We start from the raw sequence: 23,379 nt of genomic DNA on the forward strand, positions 1-23,379 counted from the left end.
CGGATCAACATGAGCAAGACACCGATCCAGTATTAGAGGCCGCATGAATCAGGTTCCAACTGCCTTGACAGACGCCGCGGGCAAGCCCATGCGGACGCGCCAAGCTTCGATCGCCCGCCGGGTGGTGTCGTTGAATGTGCCGTCGACCGCGCCTTGGTACAGCCCCACCTGGCGCAGCCGGTGCTGCAACTCCCTCATATAACCGGTCTGCTCCGGCGCCGTGAACCAAGAACCGACGTCGGTGTTGTTCAGCTCGGCTTCGGTCGGCACGCGCGAGCGCAGTAGCAGCGTGTCCCAGGTCTGCTGGTCGACCATGCCGGTGGCGCGGAATCCGTTGTCGCGTTGAAACTTCAGCACCGCCTCTCGCGTGAGCATGCCGAAGCGGTCGTCGACATCGTACAGCGCAAGGTATTTGGCAAGCCGCAACCGCACCTGCAACTCGCGCACTTGCGGCGACTTCACGCGGTAGCGCAGCTCCTGCGTGAGTGACCCTGACCCGCCGATCGCACGCAGCGTGGCGGCCTGGGCCCCCGTGGGTGCGCTGTGGCGCGCCGCAGGGCCTGGCGTTTGCGCCGCGGCGGCCTCGGAAGCCGTCGTCCGAGCGGAAGTCAGGCGAAGCCCGGGCTCCGTTGACGTGGCCTGTGCATGCGCAGGTAAGGCAAGACTGAAGAATGCTGCCGCCGTGATGACGAGTAAGCGCGTGCAAGAAGAAGGCCGTGGGATCATGACCGATGATTGTCGAGCCGGCAGCAGACTTGCGTCAAGCGGCATAGCGCACGGGGTTGGTCCGTAAACCAGCGGCGGGCACGAGCAGGCGCTTCTGGCCCGTTGCTGGTGGTGGCACACGTACAACACAGACATGTGGCTTTTTCTGCCCGGGCGGCCGCTCCTCCCACCTCAGATTCCGCCCCAGCCTGGTAACTCGGAATTTTGGACAGATTGACCAAGGACGCCTTGACAGCGTAAACCTACCCTCGATGTCTGAAAAGCACTCGATTACCCAGCGATGCTGGGTAAAAATGTCTGAAAAGTAGTTGATTACCGCTTGTTTTGTCTGAAAAGTAGCGGATTACTGCGTGCTATGTCTGAACACTAGAGCCTGTTATGGGCTTATCGGAGTGCCACAGTGTGGGTGGAAATCATGGTGGCCAACGGCTTGCCCCGTGGCTCATGGTTTTTCAGCACACCTACCTACTGGGCGCGCCGTCACGGACACTCCCTGTCTACTCCAGAGCGATAGTGCCCTCGAATGTCACATTCAATTTGACGCCGGCAATCTCAAGCGTCATCGTGGCAGGGAGCTTTTCATTCCCGGTTATGGCCTTCTCGGCCAGCGCGCTGGCGACCGCTTTCTCGATTTCGTTCTGGGAGCTGACGCCCACCATCTTCAGAAATTTGCGCAGACTCAGGTTGAATGTTTCTTCGTTCATGATTCCCTCTTCCAAATGCCCCTTAGCACGCTCCCCCTTCTCTACTGGACGGGATTCGTATGGGTTGCAGCGGTTGGCCATTTGTCCTGCTGCGCCCGACACATTTCAAGTTCCCGGGACAGCGAGTCGATTTGCGACTGCATGCTAGCGGCCCGCCTAAGCAACTGGCCGACTTGGTCCCAGTATTCATAACCTAGGTCGCCGTCTGCCAGTGCGAGTTCATGGAGCTTGCGAAGTGCGACGTCCAAGTCGATGCGATTGTCTGATGACATCATTTTCCTCCCCGGTTTGTCCGCACCATCATTTATTCGAAACTCAAAACAACCGCGCCTTTTCTCGCTTAGTGTAAGCGCTTTCTCGCGCGGGTCGTAGTTCGAGTCAGCTTGAGCAGATTGATGGTCGAAGTTAGAGCAACGGTTTCTGCCAGTCAATCCAGAATCCGCTAATCGCTTGGCTCGCCGGCAGCGCGGAAGTCTGCATCCTTCAGAATTTGCCGTGTGCGTGACATGCGCCACGAACTCTCTGCGGCAGAGAAATCCCACGCGCCGGAGCGAACCTTGTTCTCGACGCCCAACTCGACCCGGCGCAAGCCCTCATCGAAGCCCCCTCCTTTGGTGTCAATTTTGCGCTGGGTGTAGACCGCAAGCTGTTGCGCCAGGTCTTTGCCCGCGGCATACTGCTGGTACAACTCATCAGGCGTCAAACCAGCAAAGTACTTATTGCCAACTTTGCGCAGCAGCAGTTTCGGACGCGAGCCTGCAAGCGCGCCCGCCTGCGTCTCCCGCAGGAAATCTTCCGGCATAGCATGTTCATTCGTCATGGCCGCCTCCTGCTGGACAAGGAACTACGGCGCGGGCACGAACAGGTCATGTCCGGCTCTCGCGCCGATAACCGCCAGCCGGCCGAGGTCGGCGATTCGAATCAGTCCGCCGCGCATGGCACCATCTGGCAACTGTTTCGCACCGACCAGTTCGACGCCGGGCAGCAAGCGAGACAGCGCTGACGACTTTGTACCCATGGAGCGAGCCAGGTCTGCCAGCGGGATATAGCTCTGGCGGAACGCCAGCAACTGATGCGGCAACACGACCCGGCAAGGCTGGCCACGGCGTTGAATCGACTCGGACGCCAGCAGCCCTTCGTCCACCCAGTGCGCGATGGACTCCCATTTCCAGCCTGTCGCTTTGGCCAGTTGCTGAATCGACATGCCGGCCTCGAGCAGCGGCGTGCCGAAATACCGTGACACGTCCGCCCTCAGAAAGGACATTTCGCCCAGTGTTCGAGCATGTGCGACGGCTTTCACAGCGCCGTTCGCAATGGCCTGCATCAGCGACTCGATGGCTTGCTTCTCGCCCATGCGCCGGCTGGTCAGTTCCGCCCAGGTGAGGGTCGCATCATCGGCGACCGCAACGGGTGCGGTCCACCGGTCCACACGCGCATATAAATCCAGCACGGATTGGCGCTCGACCGGGCCGCCTTTCAGGAGGTCTTCGCGCCAGCGGATGTCTGACCGGATATCGGACACGGCTCGACCATTTCTTCATATATCGGCCACCTCTTTCCATGTCCGCTCAATTCAGGTACTGCACTCACCACCGTCAAATAACCCCTGACCTTGAATTCCCTTCACGAGAAAGTGAACGAAAGTTTGAGCGATGTCGGCGCCGGAGAGATCGCCGTCGAGTCTGTACCAGCGTGGAATGCTGGTGATCGCGCCCATGAACCAGAATACGGCGAGTTTCGGGTTGCACTCGGCAATAGTTTTGTCGTCTATACCTTCCTGTATTAAGTCGCGCAGGCGAAGATCGAATTGCCGACGGCGCGCCATGATCTGCTTGCGGTCTTTAGGTGTCATCCCGCTGTATTCGTGAAGGACGGCGGAAGCTCCCAGTTCGCTGGCAAAGTCTCGAATGTATATCGACACAAAATTCTCAAGTTTTTCGAGGCCATTTTTCCCTGTTGTCATCGCCTCCTCAAGCGCCATATCGCCGATCTCCATCGAGAGATTGTGGCATTCGTATAGCAACTCCTGCTTACTCTTGAAGTAGTGATACAAGGCCGGCTTGGTCACATTTAGGCTTTTCGCGATCTCGTCCAGCGAGACGTTCTGGTAACCACGATGTCCGAACGCGCGCGAGGCCTCTGCGATCACCGCCTGCCGTTTCAACTGGTATTGCTCGTCTTGGCTCTTGACCAAATTGTTCCATCGTCTGGGCGCTATTGCCTTCCTCTTGGTACCCGCCTTCTTCGCCTCAGCGCGTTCGATGATGCTTTCAACCTTTTTCATTTTTTCCCTCGTCGCTGTGCGGTGACAGTCTACTTGCCGATAAAAGGCCCTACCAAAGATTCAATTATAAGACCCGGGCTCGCTGCGCCCTATTACGAGAGGCGCTTTCCACTACGTTGCAGTTGCATTTCCACATCAACACCAATGATGAGCGAAACCTGTACCCTTCCGTCGCGCTCAGACTAGAAAGTCGCTGTGGACGGATGTCTAACCGAATAGTAATATTATTGACTAATAAGTAGATTTTATACCAGTGCACGCTGACGCTCATGCCAGGCAGATTTTGGATGACTGCCGCGTACCCAGGAAGTCAGCAGCCGCTGGATTCATTGACAGACTGAGTAATGGCAGCTCATCCATGATATTCAATCGCTCCTCGTATGTTCCTCGACCGCATGCCGTGCCCGTCATCGTGGCGCCGATGTTTCTCATCTCTGGTCCCGAACTAGTAACCGCCTGCTGCAAGGCTGGAGTGATCGGCTCCTTCCCATCGATTAATGCCCGCACGCCAGAATTACTGGAAGATTGGCTCGTGGACATAGAGACATCGCTCGCCGCTGCCCGCGCGGCAAAGCCTGAACAAATCGTGGCCCCCTACGCAGTCAATCTCATCATGCATGCAAGCAACAGCAGGCGTGACACCGATCTCGCCATCCTTGTGCGGCATCGTGTACCGCTGGTCATTGCGAGCGTCGGGAACCCGGGACCGGCAGTCAGAGCAATACACGACTATGGCGGCAAGGTGTATTGCGACGTGGCGACGGTCAAGCACGCACGCCGAGCCATCGAGGCGGGGGTAGATGGCCTGATCCTATTGTGCGCCGGCGCCGGGGGACACACGGGGTGGATCAATCCCTTCGCCTTTCTTCGGGAAGTACGCAGCTTTTTCGATGGCCCCGTCGTCCTGGCCGGGGGCATCACGGATGGCCGGGCAATACGGGCCGCGCAATTACTCGGCGCTGATGGCGTCTACATGGGAACGCGTTTCCTAGCGGCCCAGGAAAGTCTCGCCTCGGAAGACTATAAACGCACGTTGGCAGCTAGCAGTGCGGACGACATCGTCCTGACCACGGCGGTGACCGGCATGCCTGGTAATTTCCTGCGTAGCAGCTTGGAACGCTACGGCCTGTATCCAGAGCACGACAACGACCAAATTTTTCGCATCCCTGGTCAGGAAAGCGAAGGCAAGCGCTGGCGCGATATCTGGAGCGCCGGCCATGGAGTGGGCACGGTGCGCACCGTCGAGCCGGCCGCCGAGATTGTGAGGACGCTGATCAAGGAGTTCAACCAATCCGCCGTCTGAGTAGTCGCACCCCCGCCCTTTTTCACATCCAGGCCAGCGCCTGCCCACCGTCCACCGGTATCGCCGCACCTACAATGTAGCGGCCTGCATCGGACGCCAGCAACAAAGACACGCCGTCCAGGTCGTCCTGCCTGCCGAAGCGCCGCAGTGGTGTGCGCTTGAGCAAACCCTCTTGGAAATCGCTCAAGGCATCGTGCATGTCACTCTCGATCGTGCCGGGGCAAATCGCGTTGACACGAATCCCCTTCGCCGCCAGTTCGAGCGCCATCACCTTAGTCAAGTGGATCAACGCCGCCTTCGACGCTGCATAGCTCGCGAGCCAGCCGCCAGCGCGCATGCCGGCCACCGAGGCGATGTTGACGATTGCTCCCGCGCGCTGCGGCAGCATGCGACGTGCTGCCTCTTGTGCGACCAGCATGGCGCCCTTTAAGTTGGTATCGAAGATGCGCGCTATTTCCTCTTCCTTTTGCTCGACGAAGGGGCTGACGTGGATGACACCCGAGTTGTTGTAGAGGATATCGATGGGGGCTCCGCACTGCTGCTCCGCACGATCAAAGGCCGCCGCGATCGTCTCTGTCCGGGTGACATCGAGATAAATCCCATGGGCGGCGTGGCCTTGCTCACGCAAGGCGGCGACTGCCGCCTCGATGCGATCCATGCGCCGCGCAGCCAAAACCACCGTGGCGCCGGCACGCGCAAAAACGCCAGCGACATGCTGGCCGATCCCGCTCGAGGCTCCGGTGATGAGAGCCGTTTTGCCGTGCAGGCTAAACAGGTTTTCCATCATATTTTTCCATGATTGAAGGGGCGCCGGCTACCGCGGCGAGCGCCTCGGGATGATTCAGGGCTGCCGGCCGATCCACTGCGGAGCGCGCTTTTCCACGAAGGCGCGGATGCCTTCCTTGGCGTCGGCATGCGCCATGTTGCGTGCCACCACTTCACCGCAGTACTCATAGGCATCCGCCAGCGGCATCGGCAACTGCCGATAAAACGCCTGCTTGCCGAGCGCCAGCGTATATGTGGACTTGCTGCCAATCTCGTTTGCCAGTGCCGCAACCGCTGCATCCAGCTCGGCTGCTGGCACCACCTGGTTAACCAGGCCAGCGCGCAAGGCAAACTCGGCATCATGCAGACGGCCGGTGGCGAGCATTTGCATGGCGTGCTTGGGCAGGAGGCCACGCCCGAGCGCCACCATCGGTGTCAGGCACCACAGGCCGATGTTTACGCCCGGCGTGCCAAATCGGGCGTCGCTGGCGGCGATCGCCAAGTCGGCACTGGCTACCAGTTGGCAGCCCGCGGCCGTGGCGACGCCTTCCACGCGCGCGATTACGATTTGCGGCTGCTCGCGCATCGCTTGCATCATGGCCGAGCAGCGCACAGAAACGGCCTTGAAGAATTCAGGGTCCGTTTCATCGTTGAACTCGGTCAGGTCGTGCCCGGCGCAAAAAATTCTTTGCCCGACACCGCTCAGAACGATCACGCCGATGCCGGTTTCTGAGCGCAGCTCGAGCAGGCGCCGGTGCAGTGCATCGATCATCGCCACCGACAGGCTGTTGCCGCGCTGCGGCCGGTTCAGGGCTAGAAAGCTCACCGCGCCACGGTCCGAGCGGGTAACCAGTTCCTCCTGCGAATCAGTCATGCTTTCCTCCTCCATGGTTTCCCAGCTCAGCCGAGCCAGCGCTTGCGACGACGGTAATGCTTCATGTCACGATAACTCTTGCGTTCGCCATCCATGGTGAGGCCGAGGTAGAACTCGCGCACATCCTCGTTCGCCTTTAGGTAGGCGGCGGCGCCTTCAAGCACGATGCGGCCGTTTTCCATAACGTAGCCGTAATCCGCCAAGTCGAGCGCAACGCGCGTGTTCTGTTCCACGATCAATAGCGTGAGGCCGCTCGCCTTCAATTGCGCCAGCAAGGCATACACTTCTTCGATCATCAGCGGCGCCAGGCCTAGCGAAGGCTCGTCAATCATCATCAGCTTGGGGTCAGCCATCATGGCGCGGCCAATCACCAGCAACTGCTGTTCGCCGCCCGACAGATAGCCCGCGGTACGCCCGCGCAAAGCTGCGAGGCGGCCGATGCGCTGGTACACCTGGTCCAGGCGCCGGCGCGCCTCGGCGCCGCCCACCATGTGACCGCCGACGATAAGGTTCTGCTCGACCGTCATGTGTCGCAGCACCTGCCGACCTTCGGCCACATGCACGATGCCGTGCCGGACGATGTGCGCCGGCTCCTGATTGGTCAGCGGCGCACCATCGAAGGAAATGCCGCCACCTGAAACCCGGCCGTCCTCGCAACTGATCAGGTTCGAAATGGCCTTCAGGGTCGTGCTTTTACCAGCCCCGTTGGCGCCTAGCAAGGTTACGCATTTCCCTTTCGGAACCTTAGCCGAAATTCCTTTCACGGCGAGGATGACGTCGCTGTACAGCGCTTCCACGTTATTCAATTCAAGCAAGTGTCTCTCCCAAGCAGTTCACGCGCCCCGCAAGGGGCGGGGCGCGTCACGCAGGTCTTACCATTTGTTCAGGACAGGAACGGCCACGTTTTGGTCCACGATCGTGTACTTGCCGCCTTGCACCGTGCCGATGTTCACCGTCAGGCCGCGCGTTGGAAACGGCGCGTCTTCGGAATAGGTCAACGTCGGCAGTACGCCGAAGCTTTGCTCGGCTGTGATCGGGGTCGTCACCAGCGTCTTGCGCACGACTTCGCCGGTCAGCTTGGTCGGACCCACCGCCTTTGCCGCGTTTTCGATCGTGCGCACCGCCACGATCGCCTGGTTCAGGCCCATCAGGCAGGGAACGTTGTAGCCGGCGGTGACCTTGTACTTGTCGCGCAGCTTTTCATAAAAGCCGCGCGCCGTGGTCTTGTCCTCGGTCGGGATCGCCATGCCGTAGGCTTCGTAATTGCCTTCCATTTGCGCGAGACCGCCGATGGCCTTGCCGGACGCCAGCAGGCTGTTATGGGCACTCATCATGATGGGGATGTTGGTCTTGCCCAGGCTTTGCAGTGCGCGCCGGGTCGCTACCACCGCCGCCGTGTTGGTCTGGATCTGGATGACTTCCACGCCTTTGCGCACCAGGCGTGCCACCTGGGGTGTCAAGTCCGTCGGCTGCACTTCGGTGTAGATGGTTTCAACCACTTCCAACAGCTTCGGGTTTTCCTTGGCGTACTTCTCCATGCCCTTATGGATATCCACGTAGGCGGGCGAAGCTTCCGAGGAGATGATGCCCAGCTTCAGGGCACCGTCGCCGCCGCGTTTCTTGCGGAACCACTCCATGAAGGCTGTCGCTTCGTGCGGATAGGTGGGACGCGCATTAAAAACCCAGGGATTTGGCTTCCAGCCGTAGCTGTAGCCGGCGGTGGCCATGATCATCGGCACCTTGTCATTAGGCAGGCGCTCCTGCAACGCCGCGGCATCCGGTCCGCCGATGCCGAACACCAGGATCGGATTCAATTCCGATTTGGCCCCTGGCCACAGGCTCGCCACCTGCGCCACGTCGTAGCGGGTGTCGTAATCCTTAATCTTCAGCGCCACGCCCAGTTCCTTCCCGACCTCGGAGTTCCACCAGTCGACGACCCCGCGGCGACAGCCAGTGACGTCCTTCATGATGTCGGCGTAGGGGCCGGTGAAATCGGCCAGCCCGGCGAGGTTGTAGGTGGTCTGGGCCTGCGCTCCGGCGGCGGCAAACAACATGCTTAACCCTCCAGCCGCGGCGAACATCCAAGCACGCGACTGGACCGGACGTTTGTTAAATTTTTTATTGAAAGCACCCATTTTTCATCTCCTTGATAGTTATTGAACAAACGCACCGACAAGGGAGACGGCGTATCTTGCCGCTCCCATTTTCTTCAATAGGGAAATGGCCACAAGCGGTAGGAGCGCTTGATGGTTTGCCATCTGTGCATCAGGCCGCGCGGCTCGAAAATCAAGAAGCCGGCGATCATCGCCCCCAGGAAGATGTTCATGGCGGCGAATACGATGTCACCACCCAGGAACGGCACAAGCTCCACGATGGTGGAACCGGCCGAACTGATGATTTCCTGCGACAGCTTGATCACCAGCACACCAATCAGGGCGCCGGTGATTGAGCCGACGCCGCCGACGATGATCATGGCGATTAGCCAGATTGAGTGAAACAGCGTGAATTGATCGACCGCGACGAAGCGCACGTAATACGCCCATAAGCCACCGCCAATGCCGGCATAAAAGGCGCCCAGCAGAAATGCCACGGCCTTGGTTCGCACCACGTTGATGCCCATCATCCCGGAAGCGACATCGTCGTCGCGTACCGCCAGAAAGGCGCGTCCGTGCCGGCTTCGCGCCACGCTGTAGGCCCCGAACAGCATAAGCGCCGCCACCGCTAAGCAGAGGTAGTAGATCGAGCGGTCCGAATCGAAACGGAACCCCAGAATCTCCGCCGGCTGTACTGTGATGCCGGCCGAACCACCGAGCCAGGAAGCGGGCAGGTTGAGCACCAGGAAATGGAACAGAATCTGAGCCGCGATCGTTGTCAGGGCCAGGTAGAAGCCCTTGATGCGGACCGCCGACATGCCGAAGATAAAGCCGAATACGGCCGCCGCCACGCCGCCCACCGGCAACGCTGCCCAGATCGGCCATCCGGCCTTGCTGGCCAGGATTGCTGTGGTGTAGGCGCCGACGCCCATGAACGCGGCTTGCCCGAGGTTGATCTGTCCCGCCAGGCCGGTGTTAATCTGGAGGCCGAGCACCACCACCACGGTGATGAGCATGGTGGTCACGATGGCGACGATGCGCGGCTCGAACAGCAGCGGCATGGCCATCATGAACAGCGCGAACAAAACCAGGGTCCAGCGCTGCTTGGAAGTGCGGATCAGCGCCTGATCCCCGGCAAAGCTGGTTGCGAATACGCCTGCTGGATCCATGATTTATACCCTCTCGATAGTCTTCCAGCCGAACATGCCGGTTGGCCTGATCAGCAGCACTAAAAGCATGATGACGAACGGCAGCACGGAACCGACCGCACCGCCCACCAAGGGATCGAGGTAGGCCATGGCCAGCCCTTGGACGATGCCGACCAGCAACCCCGCCAGCAACAGACCGCCGATCGATTCGAGGCCGGCCAAGAGTGCGACCGGCAAAGCGGCCATGCCGATTTCCGAGGTCAGCAGGTTGAGCGATTTCCCGCTCAAGTAAACGATCGCACCCAAGGTCGAGAGCACTGAACCCAGGGCCCAGGCGAATGCCACCGAGCGCCGCACCGAGATTCCCATCGACATCGCGACCTGGTGGTCTTCCGCCACTGCGGTCATGCGCAGGCCGGCCCGTGTCTTGTTGAAGAACCAGGACAGGCTGAAACCGATGACGATGGTCAGAAGTCCCCCATAGAACAATGAGCGCGGAATCAGCAGGTCGCCGACCATGATTGGCGCCAGGGGAAACACGATGGGGAACGGCCGCACCTGGGGACCAAAGGCAACCAGGATGACGCCGCGGATCAGGATCAGCAGGCCAATGGTTACCATCACCATCGAGAAGACCGATTCCCCGACTAAGCGCGAGAAAAACAGACGCTCGATCAGAAGGCCGAATGCGGCGGCGGCCGCAAATGCCAAGGGCAGGCCGGTCCACATCGGCAGGCCGAGCTCCATGACCATCCACCAGACCAGGAAGCCACCGAACACGACCAGCTCGCCCTGGGCAAAATTGAACACTTTGGAAGCGCGGTAAATCACCACGAAACCCATGGCGATCAGCGCATACAGCAAGCCGATCAGTGCGCCGTTGATCAGGTAATTCAGAAACTCAATCATGCTACCCTCCGCTGAACGACAGCTTTCCCGTGCCGCTGCGCGGGTGTCTCGCTGTCGTGAATGGCTACCTGGGCGGCCAGGCTGCCTTGGCGCCCGTCCTGATAAGTGACGGGGATCTTGATATCGACCGCATCGGCCCCGGCGTACAAACCGTCAATCACGGCGGCGTAACGCTGCTCCAGGAATTCGCGCCGCAGTTTGCGCGTACGCGTCAACTCCCCCTCGTCCGGGTCTAGCTCCTTGGGGAAATTGGCGAAACGGCGAACCCGCGCATGGGCCGGCAGGAAGGAATTGACACGCTGTATCTCGGTGCGCAGCAAGTCCGCCACTTCGGGCTTTTGTGACAAGTCAGTGAAGGTGGAAAAGCTGAGATTCTTTTCCTCGGCCCAGCGCGACACCACGTTCATGTCGATATTGATCAGTGCCACCACGAACTCGCGCGTGGCGTCGCCGACCGTCATGATGTCCTTGATGAACGGACTGAAGCGTAGCCGCGTTTCGACGAATTGCGGTGGAAAGCTTTCCCCCGACGCCAAGCGCCGTAGATCGCTCATGCGCTCCAAGAACACCAATTCGTCGCGTCCGCTGCGCGTGACCGCGTCGCCGGTGCAGATCCAGCCGTCGACGATCACTTCGGCGGAGGCGTCGGGACGCCGGTAGTACCCGCGGAAGTGCGTGCCACCTCGGAGCTGCAACTCGCCTTCCTTCGTCAGTTGCCATTCCAGCGGCGCATCGGCATCGGGATGAGCGCGCAGCCAGTGCCCAACCGTTTCCAGGTCGTAGCAGTCGCCCTGATGCATGGTCAGCAGGCCGGTTTCTGTTGATCCGTAGATGTTACGCAAAGGCACGCCGATCGCATGGAACATGCGAAACACGTCCGGCGCCATGGTCGAACCACCGCAGCCGGCAATCCGGAGGCGGGTCAGACCCAGTTGATCGCGCAACGGCCGCAGCACTAGCGCCTCGGCCAGCGGGAATGCCAGCCGCGCTCGCGTGCTGATCGGCCGCCCCTCCAGGCGTGCGACATTGACTTCGTGGCCCACGCTTAGGCCCCACTCGTAGACGCGGCGGCTGATCTTGCCGGCATCAAGCATGCGCGCCTGCATGGTCGATGCCAGGCTTTCCCACTGGCGCGGCGCGAACACCATCGCTTCCACTGCCAGTTCGCGGATATTGCTCAGCACCTGTTCCGGCCCCTCCGGAAAATTCACCACGAAGGGCAGGCCTACGCCGAGCGTGATGCCGATGATCTGCTCGGTCGCCCAGGCTGGAGCGATATAAGTGAGATATTCCATGCCCGGCTTGGCGCCGGTGGCGTCGATGACGCGCTGCGCATTGTCGATCAGGTACTTGTGGCTCAGGATCACGCCCTTGGGCTTGCCGGTTGTCCCTGAAGTGTACGAAAGCACCGCGATGTCGTCGGGCTTGCCCTCTTGCAAAAAGGCACGGTACAGCTCAGGCTGTTCGCGATGCAGGCGCCGGCCCTCCTCCTGCAATCCGGCCACCGTGCGCAGCACATCCTCGCGATAGGACCACATGCCGGTATCGTCCCAATAGGCGATCCCTCGCAGGAGCGGTAGACGGTCCCTGATAGCCAAGCCCTTGTCGACCTGCTCCTGGTCCTGGGCGAATAGGTACACCGTTTCGCTGTCTTCCAGAACGTAGGCAACCTCCTCCGCTGTCAGGTCGGGGTAAAGTGAGACGACCTTGCAACCCAGTGCCTGAGCCGCGAATTCAGCCCAGAAGTGCTCGGGTTCGTTTTCACCGATGATGGCAATCGTTTCACCGCGCTGCATACCGAGTCGATGCAGGCCGAGTGCCAGCTCGCGCACGTTTTCCTGGACCTTGGCGAAGCTGAACTCACGCCAGATACCGCGATATTTGTGACGCTGCGACAGGCGCTCCGGCGTCCGGTCCGCATGCTGCTGGAGCAGTTGCGGAAGCGTTGACATGGGTAACATCATTTTCCTCCGTCGCCAAGATAGGCCTTCAAGACCGCCGGATCGACCTGGATCTCGGCGGGCGTACCATCCGCGATCTTGCGGCCGAAATCGAGCACCGCGATGCGATCGGCCAGATCCATGACGACACCCATGTCGTGTTCGACCAGCACGACTGGAATGCGCTTTGCCTCCCGCACATCGAGGATGAAGCGGGCGAGGTCCTCCTTCTCTTCCGAGTTCATGCCCGCCATCGGCTCGTCCATCAGCAAGATCTTCGGTTCCTGCGCCAGGGCGCGACCAAGATCGACCCGCTTGCGCAAGCCGTAACCCAGGCTTCCAACCGGCTGGTGCCGGATCGACTGAATTTCCAGCAGCTCGATGATTTCTTCGACGATTTCGCGATGCGCGAACTCTTCGCGCTGGGTGCGGTTGAAATAGAAAAACGCTTCGGGCAATGTGGCGCGCATGTGGATGTGGCGGCCCACCATGATGTTGTCCACCACGCTCATGCCGGAAAAAATGTGTGTACCCTGGAACGTCCGGGCCAGCCCTGATCGCGCGATCTCGTGGACTGGCTTGCCTTTGATGTCCTGCTGGTTGAGCAGTATCCGCCCCTGCTGCGGGCGATAGAATCCGCTCAGGCAATTCATCAGGGAAGTCTTGCCGGCACCATTTGGGCCGATGATGGCGAACAGCTCGTCGGCGCGGACTTCGACCGACACATTGTCGAGCGCAACGATGCCACCGAATGCCATGCGGATTCCCTCCGCGGCCAGCACCACGGGCGCACCTTGCGTCGCGGCCCGGGGCGCGCTCATGCCGCCCCCGCTGCGTTGATACCTTGTCTCATCTCGTCTCCTGTCGTTTTATTCGCAGCGCCGGCGCGTAGCCCACGTGCCGCAGTTCCTTCTCTGCCGGCGCTCCTCCCAGCGCCTCCGGCGTGGCGACCCCGCTAACGGGTGCCGACGCGACCGCCGCCGTCGATGCTGATGGTAGTGGCGTTGATATAAGAGTTTTCCACGACATGGCGCACCAGGCCGGCGAACTCCTCCGGCTGCCCCATGCGCGCCGGATACAGCACCATGTTATTGATGAGCTTGTCCGCCACCTTAGGCGGCATGCCCGCCGCCATGCCGGTATCGAATAGGCCTGGCGCGATCGCCACCATGCGGATGCCATGCTCGGCCAGGTCGCGTGCGATAGGCAGGGTCATGCCAATGACGCCGGCCTTGCTGGCGCTGTATGCAGCCTGCCCCATTTGGCCCTGCCAGGCGGCGCCGGACGCGGTGTTGACGATGACCCCGCGGTCGCCGCTCTCATCCGGTTCGTTGCGCGACATGGCAAGCGCCGCATGGCGGATCATGTTGAAGGTGCCGCTCAGGTTCACAGCGATAACGCGTTCCCACAATTCGGTCGGGAACATCTGGCCTTTCGACAATGTCTTGCAAGGGCCGAGGATGCCGGCGCAATTGACCACGATATGGATGGCGCCGTGCAGCTCCAGAACGGTGTCGATACCAGTCTTTATATCGGCCTCGTTGGCGACATCGACCGCCAGTCCTCTGATATCCGGAGCCAGCGCGGCCTGCACAGTCTTGGCATCCAGGTCGAAGCCCACCACCCTGGCGCCCGCTGCGGCCAAGGCCTTGCAGGTGGCCAATCCTAGGCCAGAAGCGGCTCCCGTGACGACGGCGACTTTGTTGTTGACGTTCATGTACTAATTTCCTTTTTGTCTGAAGTAAATGTCTATGAAACGGCCTCTCGGGTCGGGCGCGCCTTTCCTATTGAAGTGGCGCTCGATCAGTTACACTGAGCGCCACTGGCCCTGCCAGTACTTTTCCCGTATGTCGCGCTTGAGCACTTTGCCGACAGCGCTGCGTGGCAGTTCGTCCCAGAATTCAATGCTTTTCGGTGTTTTGACGCTGCCGAGCTCGCGCTTGCAGAGAGAAATGAGTTCATCGCCGCTAGCCTGATGGCCAGGTTTCAGCTGGATTACCGCCTTCACCGCCTCACCCCATTTCTCGTCGGGCACGCCGACAACGGCGCAGTCCAAAACAGCAGGATGAGTGTTGATCACCGCTTCGATCTCGCTCGGAAAGACGTTGAACCCTCCACTGACGATCATGTCTTTCTTGCGGTCGACAATGGTGATTAGCCCGCGCGCATCCTTGATGCCGACGTCAGTGGTGTGATGCCAGCCGAATCCAGACACTTCTGCCGTTTCCTCCGGCTTCTTGTAATAGCCCTTCATCACCATCGAAGATCGCACCACAATCTCGCCCTTTTCGCCGGGAGCGAGCAGCTTGCCGTCGTCGTCCATGATTTCGACGCGGGCATAGGGAACGGCGCGCCCGGCTGAGCGTAGCGCCTCCTCATCGAAGCTGCCGTCTGCACGGATGTAGTCCTCCGGCTGCTTGGCCACTACCGGAAACAGACATTCACTCTGGCCGTACACCTCATAAATCACTGGCCCGAACACCCGCACCGCTTCCTTCAGCTTTTCCGGCGCAATCGGGGCGGCGCCGACTGCCAGGCAACGTAGCGGGCTTAGGTCCGTCATCGCGACTTGCGGCGTCGCGAGCAGGGCGTACACGACGGTAGGCGGCATGAATAGATGGGTGATGCGCTCGCGCTCGATCGTGGCCAGAACCGCTTGCGCGTCGAAGCCGGGCAGCACCACCGTGCAAGCGCCGCGGGCGGCGCCGGCCAAGGTGATCATGGCGGCGGCATGCGTCAGAGGCGCGACGGCCAGAATACGAGAGCCCGAGTCAATCTTCAGCATATCGAAGATGGAAATCAGGGTCATTTCCAGCGAGCGGTGGGAATGTAGCGCACCCTTTGACGGGCCAGTCGTGCCACCGGTCGGCTGTAGTACCGTCGCTCGCTGGGGGTCTTCCGGCATAGCGACGTACGGCTCGCGATGTGCGGCAATCCAGGTGTCCAGGAACTCCCCGTGCTCGGACGGCCGATCGATGCAGATGAAGCGCTGCACTTGCGACAGGTCAGCCTTCCAGGACGGCACAAGATGCTCGAAGCTGCTATGGAAAAAAATCAGGTCGCAGTCGGCGTATCCCAGCATCGCCAGATTGGTGGCGGGTGAATTTCGCGTATGCAATGCGACCCATACCATGTCCGCCCGGTTGACCGCAGTCTGTAGCAAACTTATGCGGTAATCGTTGGGCGCATAGATCGCGATATGAGCACCGTCGCGTAGCCCCGGCTCACGGGTCAGAGCGTGCGCCGTGGCGTGCACCATTGCCTGTGCCTCTTTGTAGACTAGGCGTGTTCGCCCATCCACGAAGGCTTCATGGCGCGGAAAGTTCGCCGCGGCCGCGTCGAAATAATCTGCTAAACGCAATTTTCGTCTCCTCGTCCAAGCTGCGTCGCCGGTCTGCGCCAACTTGCAGCTTGCGATTGATGTTTTAGCGACCCAGGATGGTGACGCAGGCGACCGCCTCTTCGATGCCCTGAAGCCCACCACCGTTTTCAGCCAGCGCCAGTCGCGCGCCGGCCACCTGCCGGACGCCGGCCTCGTTGCGTAACTGGGTCACCAACTCATGCACCTGGGCGATACCGGTGGCGCCTACAGGGTGTCCCTTGGACTCCAGGCCGCCGGAGGGATTGACCGGAATCCGACCGCCAATGCTGGTTTCACCGCGCTCCGAAAATGGGCCGCCTTCACCGAACTCGCAGAAACCGAGATTCTCGATCTGAATGATTTCTCCCATCGCGGTGGCGTCATGAACTTCGGCCACCGAGATGTCGCGCGGCCCCACGCCGGCCAGCTCGTATGCGCGGCGCGCAGCCAGGGCGGTGCAGTGATTGCGGTATTCGGCATCCTCACGGTCTGACCCGGTATGGACGATCGAGGCCAGTACACGGATCGCGCGCGACGGGTCGATATTCCAGCGCTTGAGGCCCGCTGCGGTGCAAACGACGGCGGCGGCAGATCCGTCGGAAATCGGCGAGCACATCGGCAAGGTCAGCGGATAGGTAATTGGAGGGGCCGCCAGAACCTCGTCGGTCGTATATGAATTGCGATATTGCGAGAGAGGGTTGTGAACGGAGTGAGCGTGATTCTTAGCTGACACCGCGGCAAGCTGTCTTTGCGTTGTGCCAAAGCGCTTCATGTGCGCGCGGGAGAACGCAGCATACACATCCATGAAAACGCTGTACGGCTTGGACGAGACGCTCCCCTCTGGGACCGCGACACCCGCACCAAGTTGCAGCAAGCGCTCGCGGATCTGCTCGGCCTCGTGCACGTCCCAGGCGCTGTCAAACACCGAGAACATGCGGTCGCGGTCCGCTGAGTACATCTTTTCAGTGCCGACTGCCAGCGCCACATCGGCGGCTCCGGCGCGCAGGTGGTTAACCGCAAGAGTGAAAGCGCTGCTTCCGCTGGCGCAAGCATTCTCTACGTTGACAACCGGGATGCCACCCAACCCCATCGCGCGCAGTGCCACCTGACCGCGAATCATGTGTTGGCCTTCCATGTGGCCCTGCGACGCATTGGCGAAAAAAGCCGCTTCCAGCGCCTCCTTGCCAAGTCCCGCATCGGCCAACGCCGCTTCGACCGCCTGTCGGGTCAGGGCCTTCATGCTGACATCCAGGTGGCGTCCAAACGGCGTCATGCCAACGCCCACCACATAAATCTGTTCCATGTGTCACTCCTCCATCATCCAGATTGTTTTCTTTGTCTGCACAACGGCCTTGCAGACACCATACACATTTTTTACCGCAGAGTAAATAACATACCTAACGGGTAATTAGTATTAACTTATGAGTTATCTTTTGTGATTGGCCAGCACGGCATCCGTGTCCGCGCCCAAGGGAGAAACGTCGGTCAGCGGCCCCGGGTGGAAGCCTCCGAATACCAACGGCTGTGCCACGTGCCAAGAAGAACCGCCGTCGTTACGCGCCACTTGCCTGAACATGCCGCGATGCCGGAAATGCTCGTCGGCGACCACTTCCTCCAGGGAATTGACCGCTCCCCACGGAATGCCGGCCCGGTCTAGCTCGGCGCCCCATTCTTCTCGCGATCGGTGCTTCAAAGCGGCTGTGATTCGCGCTCGCAATACGGTCTGCTCGGCGACGCGCTCTGGATGCCGCAACGCGGCCACGTCGTCCATACCCAACAGCGGGCACAGCGGTTGCCAGAACCAGTCCTCATGCGCGATTGACAGCGTCAGTAACTTTCCATCCGCGCATTCGAACGTGCCGTAACCTGGCTCATCGTTGACGAAACCCTCATTCATGCCGTTCATGCGCGGCGCCAGCATGGCGGTCATCAATGAAACCAAGCAGTCAGTCATGGAAACGTCAATATATGCACCCTGGCCGGTGCGCTCGCGGCGCAGCAGGGCCGACAGCATGCCGGTCAATGCGAATATTGCGGATGACAGGTCGCCGATTGCAAGGTCCGGCGGTGCTTCGATTCGGCCGGTTTTCGCCTGGCGAGACAGGAGGCCGGCCAGCGCCTGATATGACAAGTCGTGTGCCGGCCGATCGCGGTAAGGGCCGGTTTGCCCGAATCCCGAGATCGACAGATAGACAATGCGTGGATTGATTGTGGCTGTGGCGGCGTAATCGAATCCGAGGCGAGCCATAGTCCCGGGCCGATATCCCTCCATCAGGACGTCGGCGTCACGTATCAGACTACGCAGACTTTCCTTGCCCTGTTCCGTCTTCAGATCCAGCACCACCGACTTCTTGTTCCGGTTCAGTGACGCGTGAAAGCCAGGATATTGGCGCGCCGGGTCTCCGGAGCTTCGTTCAACGATGATTACCTCGGCGCCGAGATCGGCAGCCACCAGAGTGGCGAACGGCCCGGGATACTGTTCGGCCAGGGTAAGAATACGTATGCCTTCAAGCGGGAGAATCATTGCTTTCCTCTCATGCGAAACAAAAAAGCCACCGATCCGAACTTGTGAACTCCACAGCACGGTAGAGAATTCGAGTTTTGATTCTACCGACTGGTAAGATAAATTACCACATAATTATTTGACTTTCCAATTGGAAGAAAATAGTTCAAGATAAGACACTCAATCCAAACCAGAGGAGACAGCCCATGAATGAGGAAGAGATCATTTCCGAGGTGCGCGACGGCGCCATGTGGATTACCCTAAACCGTCCTGAAGCAATGAACTCATTGACGCCACGGGTGCTGGCCGGAATTTCCCGAGCCTTGGATCAGGCGCAGAACACTGACGGCGTACGTGCCGTGGTACTGACCGGCAATGGACGCGCTTTTTGCGCCGGCGCCGATTTGAAGTACGTGCAAAGCCAGGTCGGCGACACCGACAATGGAACACGGCACTTCCTGAGCGAGGTACTGGCCCTCATGAACCGCGTGGAGAGCTTTCCGATGCCGGTCATTGCCGCAATCAACGGCTTGGCGCTAGCCGGCGGCCTCGAGCTGGTACTGTGCTGTGATTTGGTCATCGCGGCCCGCTCGGCCAAGCTGGGCGACGCGCACGCCAACTACGGCTTGCTTCCGGGCGGCGGCGGATCGGTACGACTGCCGCGAAAGATAGGACCGAGTCGTGCGAAGTATCTGCTCTATACGGGAGAATTCCTGCCGGCCGAGGAATTGCTGGCCGCCGGCCTGGTAAACAAGGTGGTGGAAGATGCGGAGCTGCTTTCCGCTACCGGCGAGCTGGTCGCCACGTTAGCCCGGAAGAGCCCTCTTGGCTTGCGCCGAATGAAGGCACTGGTTGATGATGGACTGGCCCAGCCGATCGAATCGGCCTTGCGGCTAGAACTGCTGGCTTCCGAGGTGCATGCCCATAGCGCGGACATGAAGGAAGGCCTGGCCGCATTCAACGAGAAAAGAGCGCCGGTGTTCACCGGTCGCTAGGAACGCCTGTTTGTGAGGAGAGAGACCATGACACCCCTCGACCGCTTCGCCCGCCTGCGTGCCACGCAGGAAACCGCTTGGCAGATGGCACCGGCCATACGGGCAATCTATGAAAGAGCCGGGATGACGCCAGCCGACCTGCGCACCGCCCAGGATCTGACACGTCTGCCGGTCACCAGCAAGGACGAACTGCTAGCGCTTCAGCAATCACATCCGCCGTTCGGCGGGTTCCTCGCCGCTCGGGAAGAGGATATCGCGCACATCTTTGTCTCGCCCGGCCCCCTGAACGAACCGCACCTGCGCTCCGACCGGGATGGACATGGTTTTGCACGGGTGTTTCAGGCTGCCGGTGTAGGGCCGGGCGACCGCGTTCTGAACACCTGGTCCTATCACCTCGTTCCCGCCGGCCTTCTGCTTGACCGGGGCATTGTCGCCTGCGGCGCCACCGTCATTCCTGCCGGGACTGGCGGCGCCGAATTGCAGGCGAAGATTGTGCTCGACTTGGGTGTCACCTGCATCTGCGCTTCCACCGCTTTTTTCATGACCTTGGTCGAGACACTGGAGGGCCTCGGTCACGAGCTGCCGCGAGCTTGGAAAGTGCGCTCTGCTCTACTGGGCGGCGAGATGGGAGATTGGATGGGCAAGCGCCGCCGCCTCGAGGAGCGCTATGGCATGCGAACCTTCTCCACCTACGCCACCGGCGATTTTGGATTGATTGGCTACGAACAGAAGGGCCAAGAAGGTTATGCAATCCACGAAGACCGTCTGGTGCAGATTTGCGACCCAGTCACCGGCTTGCCAGTCGCTGCGGGCACGCCGGGCCAAATCGTCGTTACCACGCTTTCGCCCGGTTGGCCACTGATTCGCTTCGGCACCGGCGACGTCGCTTGCGCCCTCGAAACCGGTGATGACGGATGTGTTAGCAGGATCGGCCAAATACAGGGCCGGGTCGGGCAGGCGGTCAAGGCCAGGGAAATTTTCATTTATCCTCGGCAACTGGAGGAGTTGGCCATCCGCATTCCTGGAGTGCGCGCCGCTCAGGCGGTGATCACCTGCCCCGGCAACCGCGAGGAAGTCACACTACGCCTGGCGGTCGAACCCTCGGCACGACAGGATTCGTTGGCGCAGACGGTGGCCCAGGAATTCCAGACCCTGTCCCGGCTCAAGCCCGATCACTTCGAATGGCTAGCGGCCGATGCCCTGGCGGCGGAAACCGTACTAGTGGTAGATCGCAAGAGCGGTACTTAGCGAATCGCTGTTAGGCGGCGGTCATCTGATACCAGGCGCAGCCGTCGTCTCCGATTCGCACCGAAGCTTCACCTCGGGCTACGAGATAGTTGAGATGGGCCAAACTTTCTCCCGTCGCCATGCTCATCAAATGGTGGTCCGAGGTGATAGCCCGGGCGAACAGTGCCCCGTATACGTCGATCACACGCCGCGGTTCGCACAGAGCTTTCCGCAGCCGCTCGAGCGCGCGCTGCTGGCTCTGCAAAAGAGAGTCGATCCGATGATGCAAGCCATGAAACGGCTCATTATGTGAAGGAAGCACCAGTACGTCGTCCGGGACTTCGCGCCTCAGTTTTTCAAGCGAATCCAGCCAGTCTGAGAGTGGGTTAGCTTCCGGCTCGGTGGGAAATACCGAGACGTTGGATGATATGCGGGGCAATATCTGGTCGCCCGAGATCAGCTGCTTTAGCTCAGGGCAGTACAGGCAAACATGCTCTGGCGAATGCCCCGTGCCCACCACGACGCGCCAGAGCCGTCCGCCGATATAAAGCTCTTCGCCATCCCGCAGGCGCCGATAACTGTCGGGCAAAGCATAGATCATCTTGCCGAAGGCGCCGAACCGCGTACGGTAGTTTTCGATGTCTTCGTCATTCCAGCCGGCCCGACGATAGAATTGCACGGCGTCCTCCGGCGCTTCACGACCGGTATCGGCGCCTAGCACGCGACAGCTCAGGTACTCCAGGCGACTGATCCATAGCTTGCAGCCAAACTTCCGGGTCAGCCAGCCCGCCATGCCGATATGGTCGGGATGCATATGGGTGACGAAGACGCGCGTCACAGGATCCCCGAGCACACCGGAAAACAACCGGCGCCAAGCCGCCGCCGTATCGGGCGACCAGATGCCGGTATCCACCAGCGACCAGCCGGCCCCATCACGGATTGCCCACATGTTGATATGGTCGAGTTGGAACGGCAGGGGCATGCGTATCCACTGCACCCCCTGCGCGATTTCCCTGGCGGTTCCCGCCTCTGGAACCTCTCCGCACGGATATGTCAGGCCAAGCTTGGCAGCTGTGCTACCTTCGTCTTCAGTGTTCATGGCGGACTCCTCACGATACGCCGGCCTTATTACATCCGCCCGGCGTTATTCCTAGGCCAGACTACGCGCAATGATGAGCTTCTGAATATGGCTCGTGCCTTCATAGATCTTGCAGACACGGACGTCCCGGCAATAGCGTTCGACCGGGAAATCTTTGAGGTAGCCGTACCCACCATGGAGTTGTAGCGCGGTAGAGCACACCTTCTCCGCCATCTCGCTAGCGAACAGCTTCGCCATCGACGCTTCCTTCGCGCATGGAACGTTCGCATCGACCAAGCGTGCGGCATGCAACACATACTGATGGGCAATCTCTACATGCATCGCCATGTCTGCCAAGTCGAAGCTGACCGCCTGCAAGTTGATGATCGGGGCGCCATACGCTTCCCGGTCCTTGGCGTACCGCAAGGCCGCCTCCAGCGCGGCACGAGCGACCCCAACGGCCTGCGCCGCAATGGCGACACGGCCGTGCGACAGTAATGCCATCGTTTGCTGATAGCCTGCGCCTTCGGCACCAATGAGATTTCCGGCTGGGACGCGACAATCCTTCAATTCGATCTGCGCGAGATGTGCGGTGTGTTGACCATATTTACTTTCGACACGTGCGACCTCGTATCCGGGCTGCTTCGGGTCGACTAGGAACAAGCTTTTTCCGCGCTTGCCGGCGGTTGGATCGGTGACCGCAAGCACGATCGCCAAGCCTGCCTCGCTGCCGTTCGAAATGAATTGCTTGCTGCCGTTCAGGACGTATTCAGTGCCATCTCGTCGCGCGGAGGTGCGAAATGCCGCGGTGTCGGATCCGGCGTGAGGCTCGGTAAGCAAGAAGGCGCCAATGTGCTCACCGCTGGCAAGCTTTGGCAAGTATTTACGCTTCTGTTCTTCGCTAGCCGACCACATCAGCGTCAGACCCAGACTGTTGTGGACATGAACGATAGTCGCAAATCCAGCATCCGCCGCCGCGAACTCTTCAATGGCCAGACAGTATTCGACAAAGCTTGCGCCCGACCCGCCATACTCGTCTGGCACCAACATACCCATAAAGCCGAGTTCACCCACAGATTTCAGCTCGTCATGTGGCCAAGCTTGCGACTGATCGCGCGCGGCCGCGGTCGTTGCGACGACTTCGTTGGCCACCTTTCTGGCGGAATCGCGGATCATGACTTCCTGTTCGCTCAGGAAGACTGCGGAAGTATCGGACATCATATCTCCTTGAATGGAGCCTTGCGGCGCCTTGTTGTAGTGATCAATGCGTGCCATATGCTGCCGGGCTTTCCGGAGCACTTTTCTCACCAATTTTCGACTTATTGGAAGATCGTTTTACCTATTGAACATGAATTTTACTCTTCGGTCAATTATGTTCCCGCCTCTTACCCTCCCCCGCTGTCAGAATAGTTGGAACCTCAGTTGCTGTTAGAGTCCCAAACCATTGGGGGCAAAGAGAAGGTTCCGAT

The 23,379-nt window shown here is 60.2% G+C and carries 22 protein-coding genes; 3 read left to right on the forward strand and 19 right to left on the reverse strand.

Annotated elements, in window-relative coordinates:
- Positions 1-48: 48 nt before the first annotated feature.
- The 5 genes from ACLPGZ_RS19210 to ACLPGZ_RS19230 all read right to left on the reverse strand — a co-directional run bounded on the left by ACLPGZ_RS19210 (position 49) and on the right by ACLPGZ_RS19230 (position 3,714).
- Positions 49-462 carry a peptidoglycan-binding domain-containing protein gene (locus ACLPGZ_RS19210; protein ID WP_050978206.1) on the reverse strand — a complete coding sequence of 138 codons (414 nt, stop codon included), beginning with the start codon at positions 460-462 and terminating at the stop codon, positions 49-51.
- A gap of 761 nt (positions 463-1,223) precedes the next feature.
- Positions 1,224-1,430 carry a DUF6494 family protein gene (locus ACLPGZ_RS19215; protein WP_041862738.1) on the reverse strand — a complete coding sequence of 69 codons (207 nt, stop codon included), beginning with the start codon at positions 1,428-1,430 and terminating at the stop codon, positions 1,224-1,226.
- Positions 1,431-1,872: 442 nt separating this feature from the next.
- On the reverse strand, positions 1,873-2,250 hold the full coding sequence (locus tag ACLPGZ_RS19220; protein WP_012248132.1) for a hypothetical protein: 378 nt from the start codon (positions 2,248-2,250) through the stop codon (positions 1,873-1,875).
- 24 nt (positions 2,251-2,274) lie between these two features.
- Entirely contained in the window at positions 2,275-2,952 is a 678-nt protein-coding gene (locus ACLPGZ_RS19225) for a hypothetical protein (protein WP_012248131.1), read from the reverse strand.
- Between the two features lie 51 nt (positions 2,953-3,003).
- Positions 3,004-3,714: a TetR/AcrR family transcriptional regulator gene (locus ACLPGZ_RS19230; RefSeq protein WP_429641864.1), complete on the reverse strand. Its 711-nt coding sequence runs from the start codon at positions 3,712-3,714 to the stop codon at positions 3,004-3,006.
- A gap of 358 nt (positions 3,715-4,072) precedes the next feature.
- Between ACLPGZ_RS19230 and ACLPGZ_RS19235 the strand changes: the two genes are divergently transcribed.
- Positions 4,073-5,017 carry an NAD(P)H-dependent flavin oxidoreductase gene (locus ACLPGZ_RS19235; RefSeq protein ID WP_012248129.1) on the forward strand — a complete coding sequence of 315 codons (945 nt, stop codon included), beginning with the start codon at positions 4,073-4,075 and terminating at the stop codon, positions 5,015-5,017.
- Between the two features lie 22 nt (positions 5,018-5,039).
- On the opposite strand, the gene ACLPGZ_RS19240 is transcribed toward ACLPGZ_RS19235, so the two are convergent.
- From ACLPGZ_RS19240 to ACLPGZ_RS19295, 12 genes are all read right to left on the reverse strand, one after another.
- On the reverse strand, positions 5,040-5,804 hold the full coding sequence (locus tag ACLPGZ_RS19240; protein WP_012248128.1) for an SDR family NAD(P)-dependent oxidoreductase: 765 nt from the start codon (positions 5,802-5,804) through the stop codon (positions 5,040-5,042).
- A 54-nt stretch (positions 5,805-5,858) separates the two neighbouring features.
- Entirely contained in the window at positions 5,859-6,656 is a 798-nt protein-coding gene (locus ACLPGZ_RS19245) for an enoyl-CoA hydratase (RefSeq protein ID WP_041862737.1), read from the reverse strand.
- Between the two features lie 26 nt (positions 6,657-6,682).
- A complete protein-coding gene (locus ACLPGZ_RS19250) occupies positions 6,683-7,471 on the reverse strand; it encodes an ABC transporter ATP-binding protein (RefSeq protein ID WP_041862736.1) in 789 nt (262 codons plus the stop codon).
- Positions 7,472-7,528: 57 nt separating this feature from the next.
- Positions 7,529-8,791 (reverse strand): ABC transporter substrate-binding protein, encoded by a 1,263-nt coding sequence (locus ACLPGZ_RS19255; RefSeq protein ID WP_429641867.1) that lies wholly within the window; start codon positions 8,789-8,791, stop codon positions 7,529-7,531.
- Positions 8,792-8,865: 74 nt separating this feature from the next.
- Complete coding sequence (locus ACLPGZ_RS19260; RefSeq protein ID WP_012248124.1) at positions 8,866-9,918, reverse strand: branched-chain amino acid ABC transporter permease; 1,053 nt, start codon at positions 9,916-9,918, stop codon at positions 8,866-8,868.
- A gap of 3 nt (positions 9,919-9,921) precedes the next feature.
- Positions 9,922-10,806: a branched-chain amino acid ABC transporter permease gene (locus ACLPGZ_RS19265; RefSeq protein WP_012248123.1), complete on the reverse strand. Its 885-nt coding sequence runs from the start codon at positions 10,804-10,806 to the stop codon at positions 9,922-9,924.
- Positions 10,803-12,758, reverse strand: a complete 1,956-nt coding sequence (locus ACLPGZ_RS19270) for an AMP-dependent synthetase/ligase (protein WP_321291600.1) — start codon at positions 12,756-12,758, stop codon at positions 10,803-10,805. Before ACLPGZ_RS19270 ends, ACLPGZ_RS19265 begins: the two co-directional genes overlap by 4 nt.
- Before the next feature lie 8 nt (positions 12,759-12,766).
- The gene (locus ACLPGZ_RS19275; RefSeq protein WP_012248120.1) at positions 12,767-13,567 is read right to left on the reverse strand and encodes an ABC transporter ATP-binding protein; all 801 of its coding nucleotides are present in this window, start codon (positions 13,565-13,567) and stop codon (positions 12,767-12,769) included.
- Positions 13,568-13,701: 134 nt separating this feature from the next.
- A complete protein-coding gene (locus ACLPGZ_RS19280; protein ID WP_012248119.1) occupies positions 13,702-14,463 on the reverse strand; it encodes an SDR family NAD(P)-dependent oxidoreductase in 762 nt (253 codons plus the stop codon).
- 90 nt (positions 14,464-14,553) lie between these two features.
- Positions 14,554-16,107 carry a class I adenylate-forming enzyme family protein gene (locus ACLPGZ_RS19285; RefSeq protein WP_012248118.1) on the reverse strand — a complete coding sequence of 518 codons (1,554 nt, stop codon included), beginning with the start codon at positions 16,105-16,107 and terminating at the stop codon, positions 14,554-14,556.
- A gap of 64 nt (positions 16,108-16,171) precedes the next feature.
- Positions 16,172-17,410, reverse strand: coding sequence for a thiolase family protein (locus tag ACLPGZ_RS19290; protein ID WP_012248117.1), 1,239 nt, complete (start codon positions 17,408-17,410; stop codon positions 16,172-16,174).
- 123 nt (positions 17,411-17,533) lie between these two features.
- Positions 17,534-18,631 (reverse strand): CaiB/BaiF CoA transferase family protein, encoded by a 1,098-nt coding sequence (locus tag ACLPGZ_RS19295; RefSeq protein ID WP_012248116.1) that lies wholly within the window; start codon positions 18,629-18,631, stop codon positions 17,534-17,536.
- 185 nt (positions 18,632-18,816) lie between these two features.
- Between ACLPGZ_RS19295 and ACLPGZ_RS19300 the strand changes: the two genes are divergently transcribed.
- Together ACLPGZ_RS19300 and ACLPGZ_RS19305 are read left to right on the forward strand one after the other, a co-directional pair.
- Complete coding sequence (locus ACLPGZ_RS19300; protein WP_012248115.1) at positions 18,817-19,605, forward strand: enoyl-CoA hydratase/isomerase family protein; 789 nt, start codon at positions 18,817-18,819, stop codon at positions 19,603-19,605.
- Positions 19,606-19,632: 27 nt separating this feature from the next.
- Positions 19,633-20,853, forward strand: a complete 1,221-nt coding sequence (locus ACLPGZ_RS19305; protein WP_012248114.1) for a phenylacetate--CoA ligase family protein — start codon at positions 19,633-19,635, stop codon at positions 20,851-20,853.
- 10 nt (positions 20,854-20,863) lie between these two features.
- Here the strand turns inward: ACLPGZ_RS19305 and ACLPGZ_RS19310 are convergent, their stop codons facing one another.
- Both ACLPGZ_RS19310 and ACLPGZ_RS19315 read right to left on the reverse strand, forming a co-directional pair.
- Positions 20,864-21,931 carry an MBL fold metallo-hydrolase gene (locus tag ACLPGZ_RS19310; protein WP_012248113.1) on the reverse strand — a complete coding sequence of 356 codons (1,068 nt, stop codon included), beginning with the start codon at positions 21,929-21,931 and terminating at the stop codon, positions 20,864-20,866.
- Positions 21,932-21,982: 51 nt separating this feature from the next.
- Entirely contained in the window at positions 21,983-23,128 is a 1,146-nt protein-coding gene (locus tag ACLPGZ_RS19315) for an acyl-CoA dehydrogenase family protein (protein WP_041863569.1), read from the reverse strand.
- Positions 23,129-23,379 lie beyond the last annotated feature (251 nt).

Origin of the sequence: Alcaligenes sp. Me129, from assembly GCF_050487245.1 — a bacterium.
Classification (GTDB): domain Bacteria; phylum Pseudomonadota; class Gammaproteobacteria; order Burkholderiales; family Burkholderiaceae_B; genus Alcaligenes; species Alcaligenes phenolicus.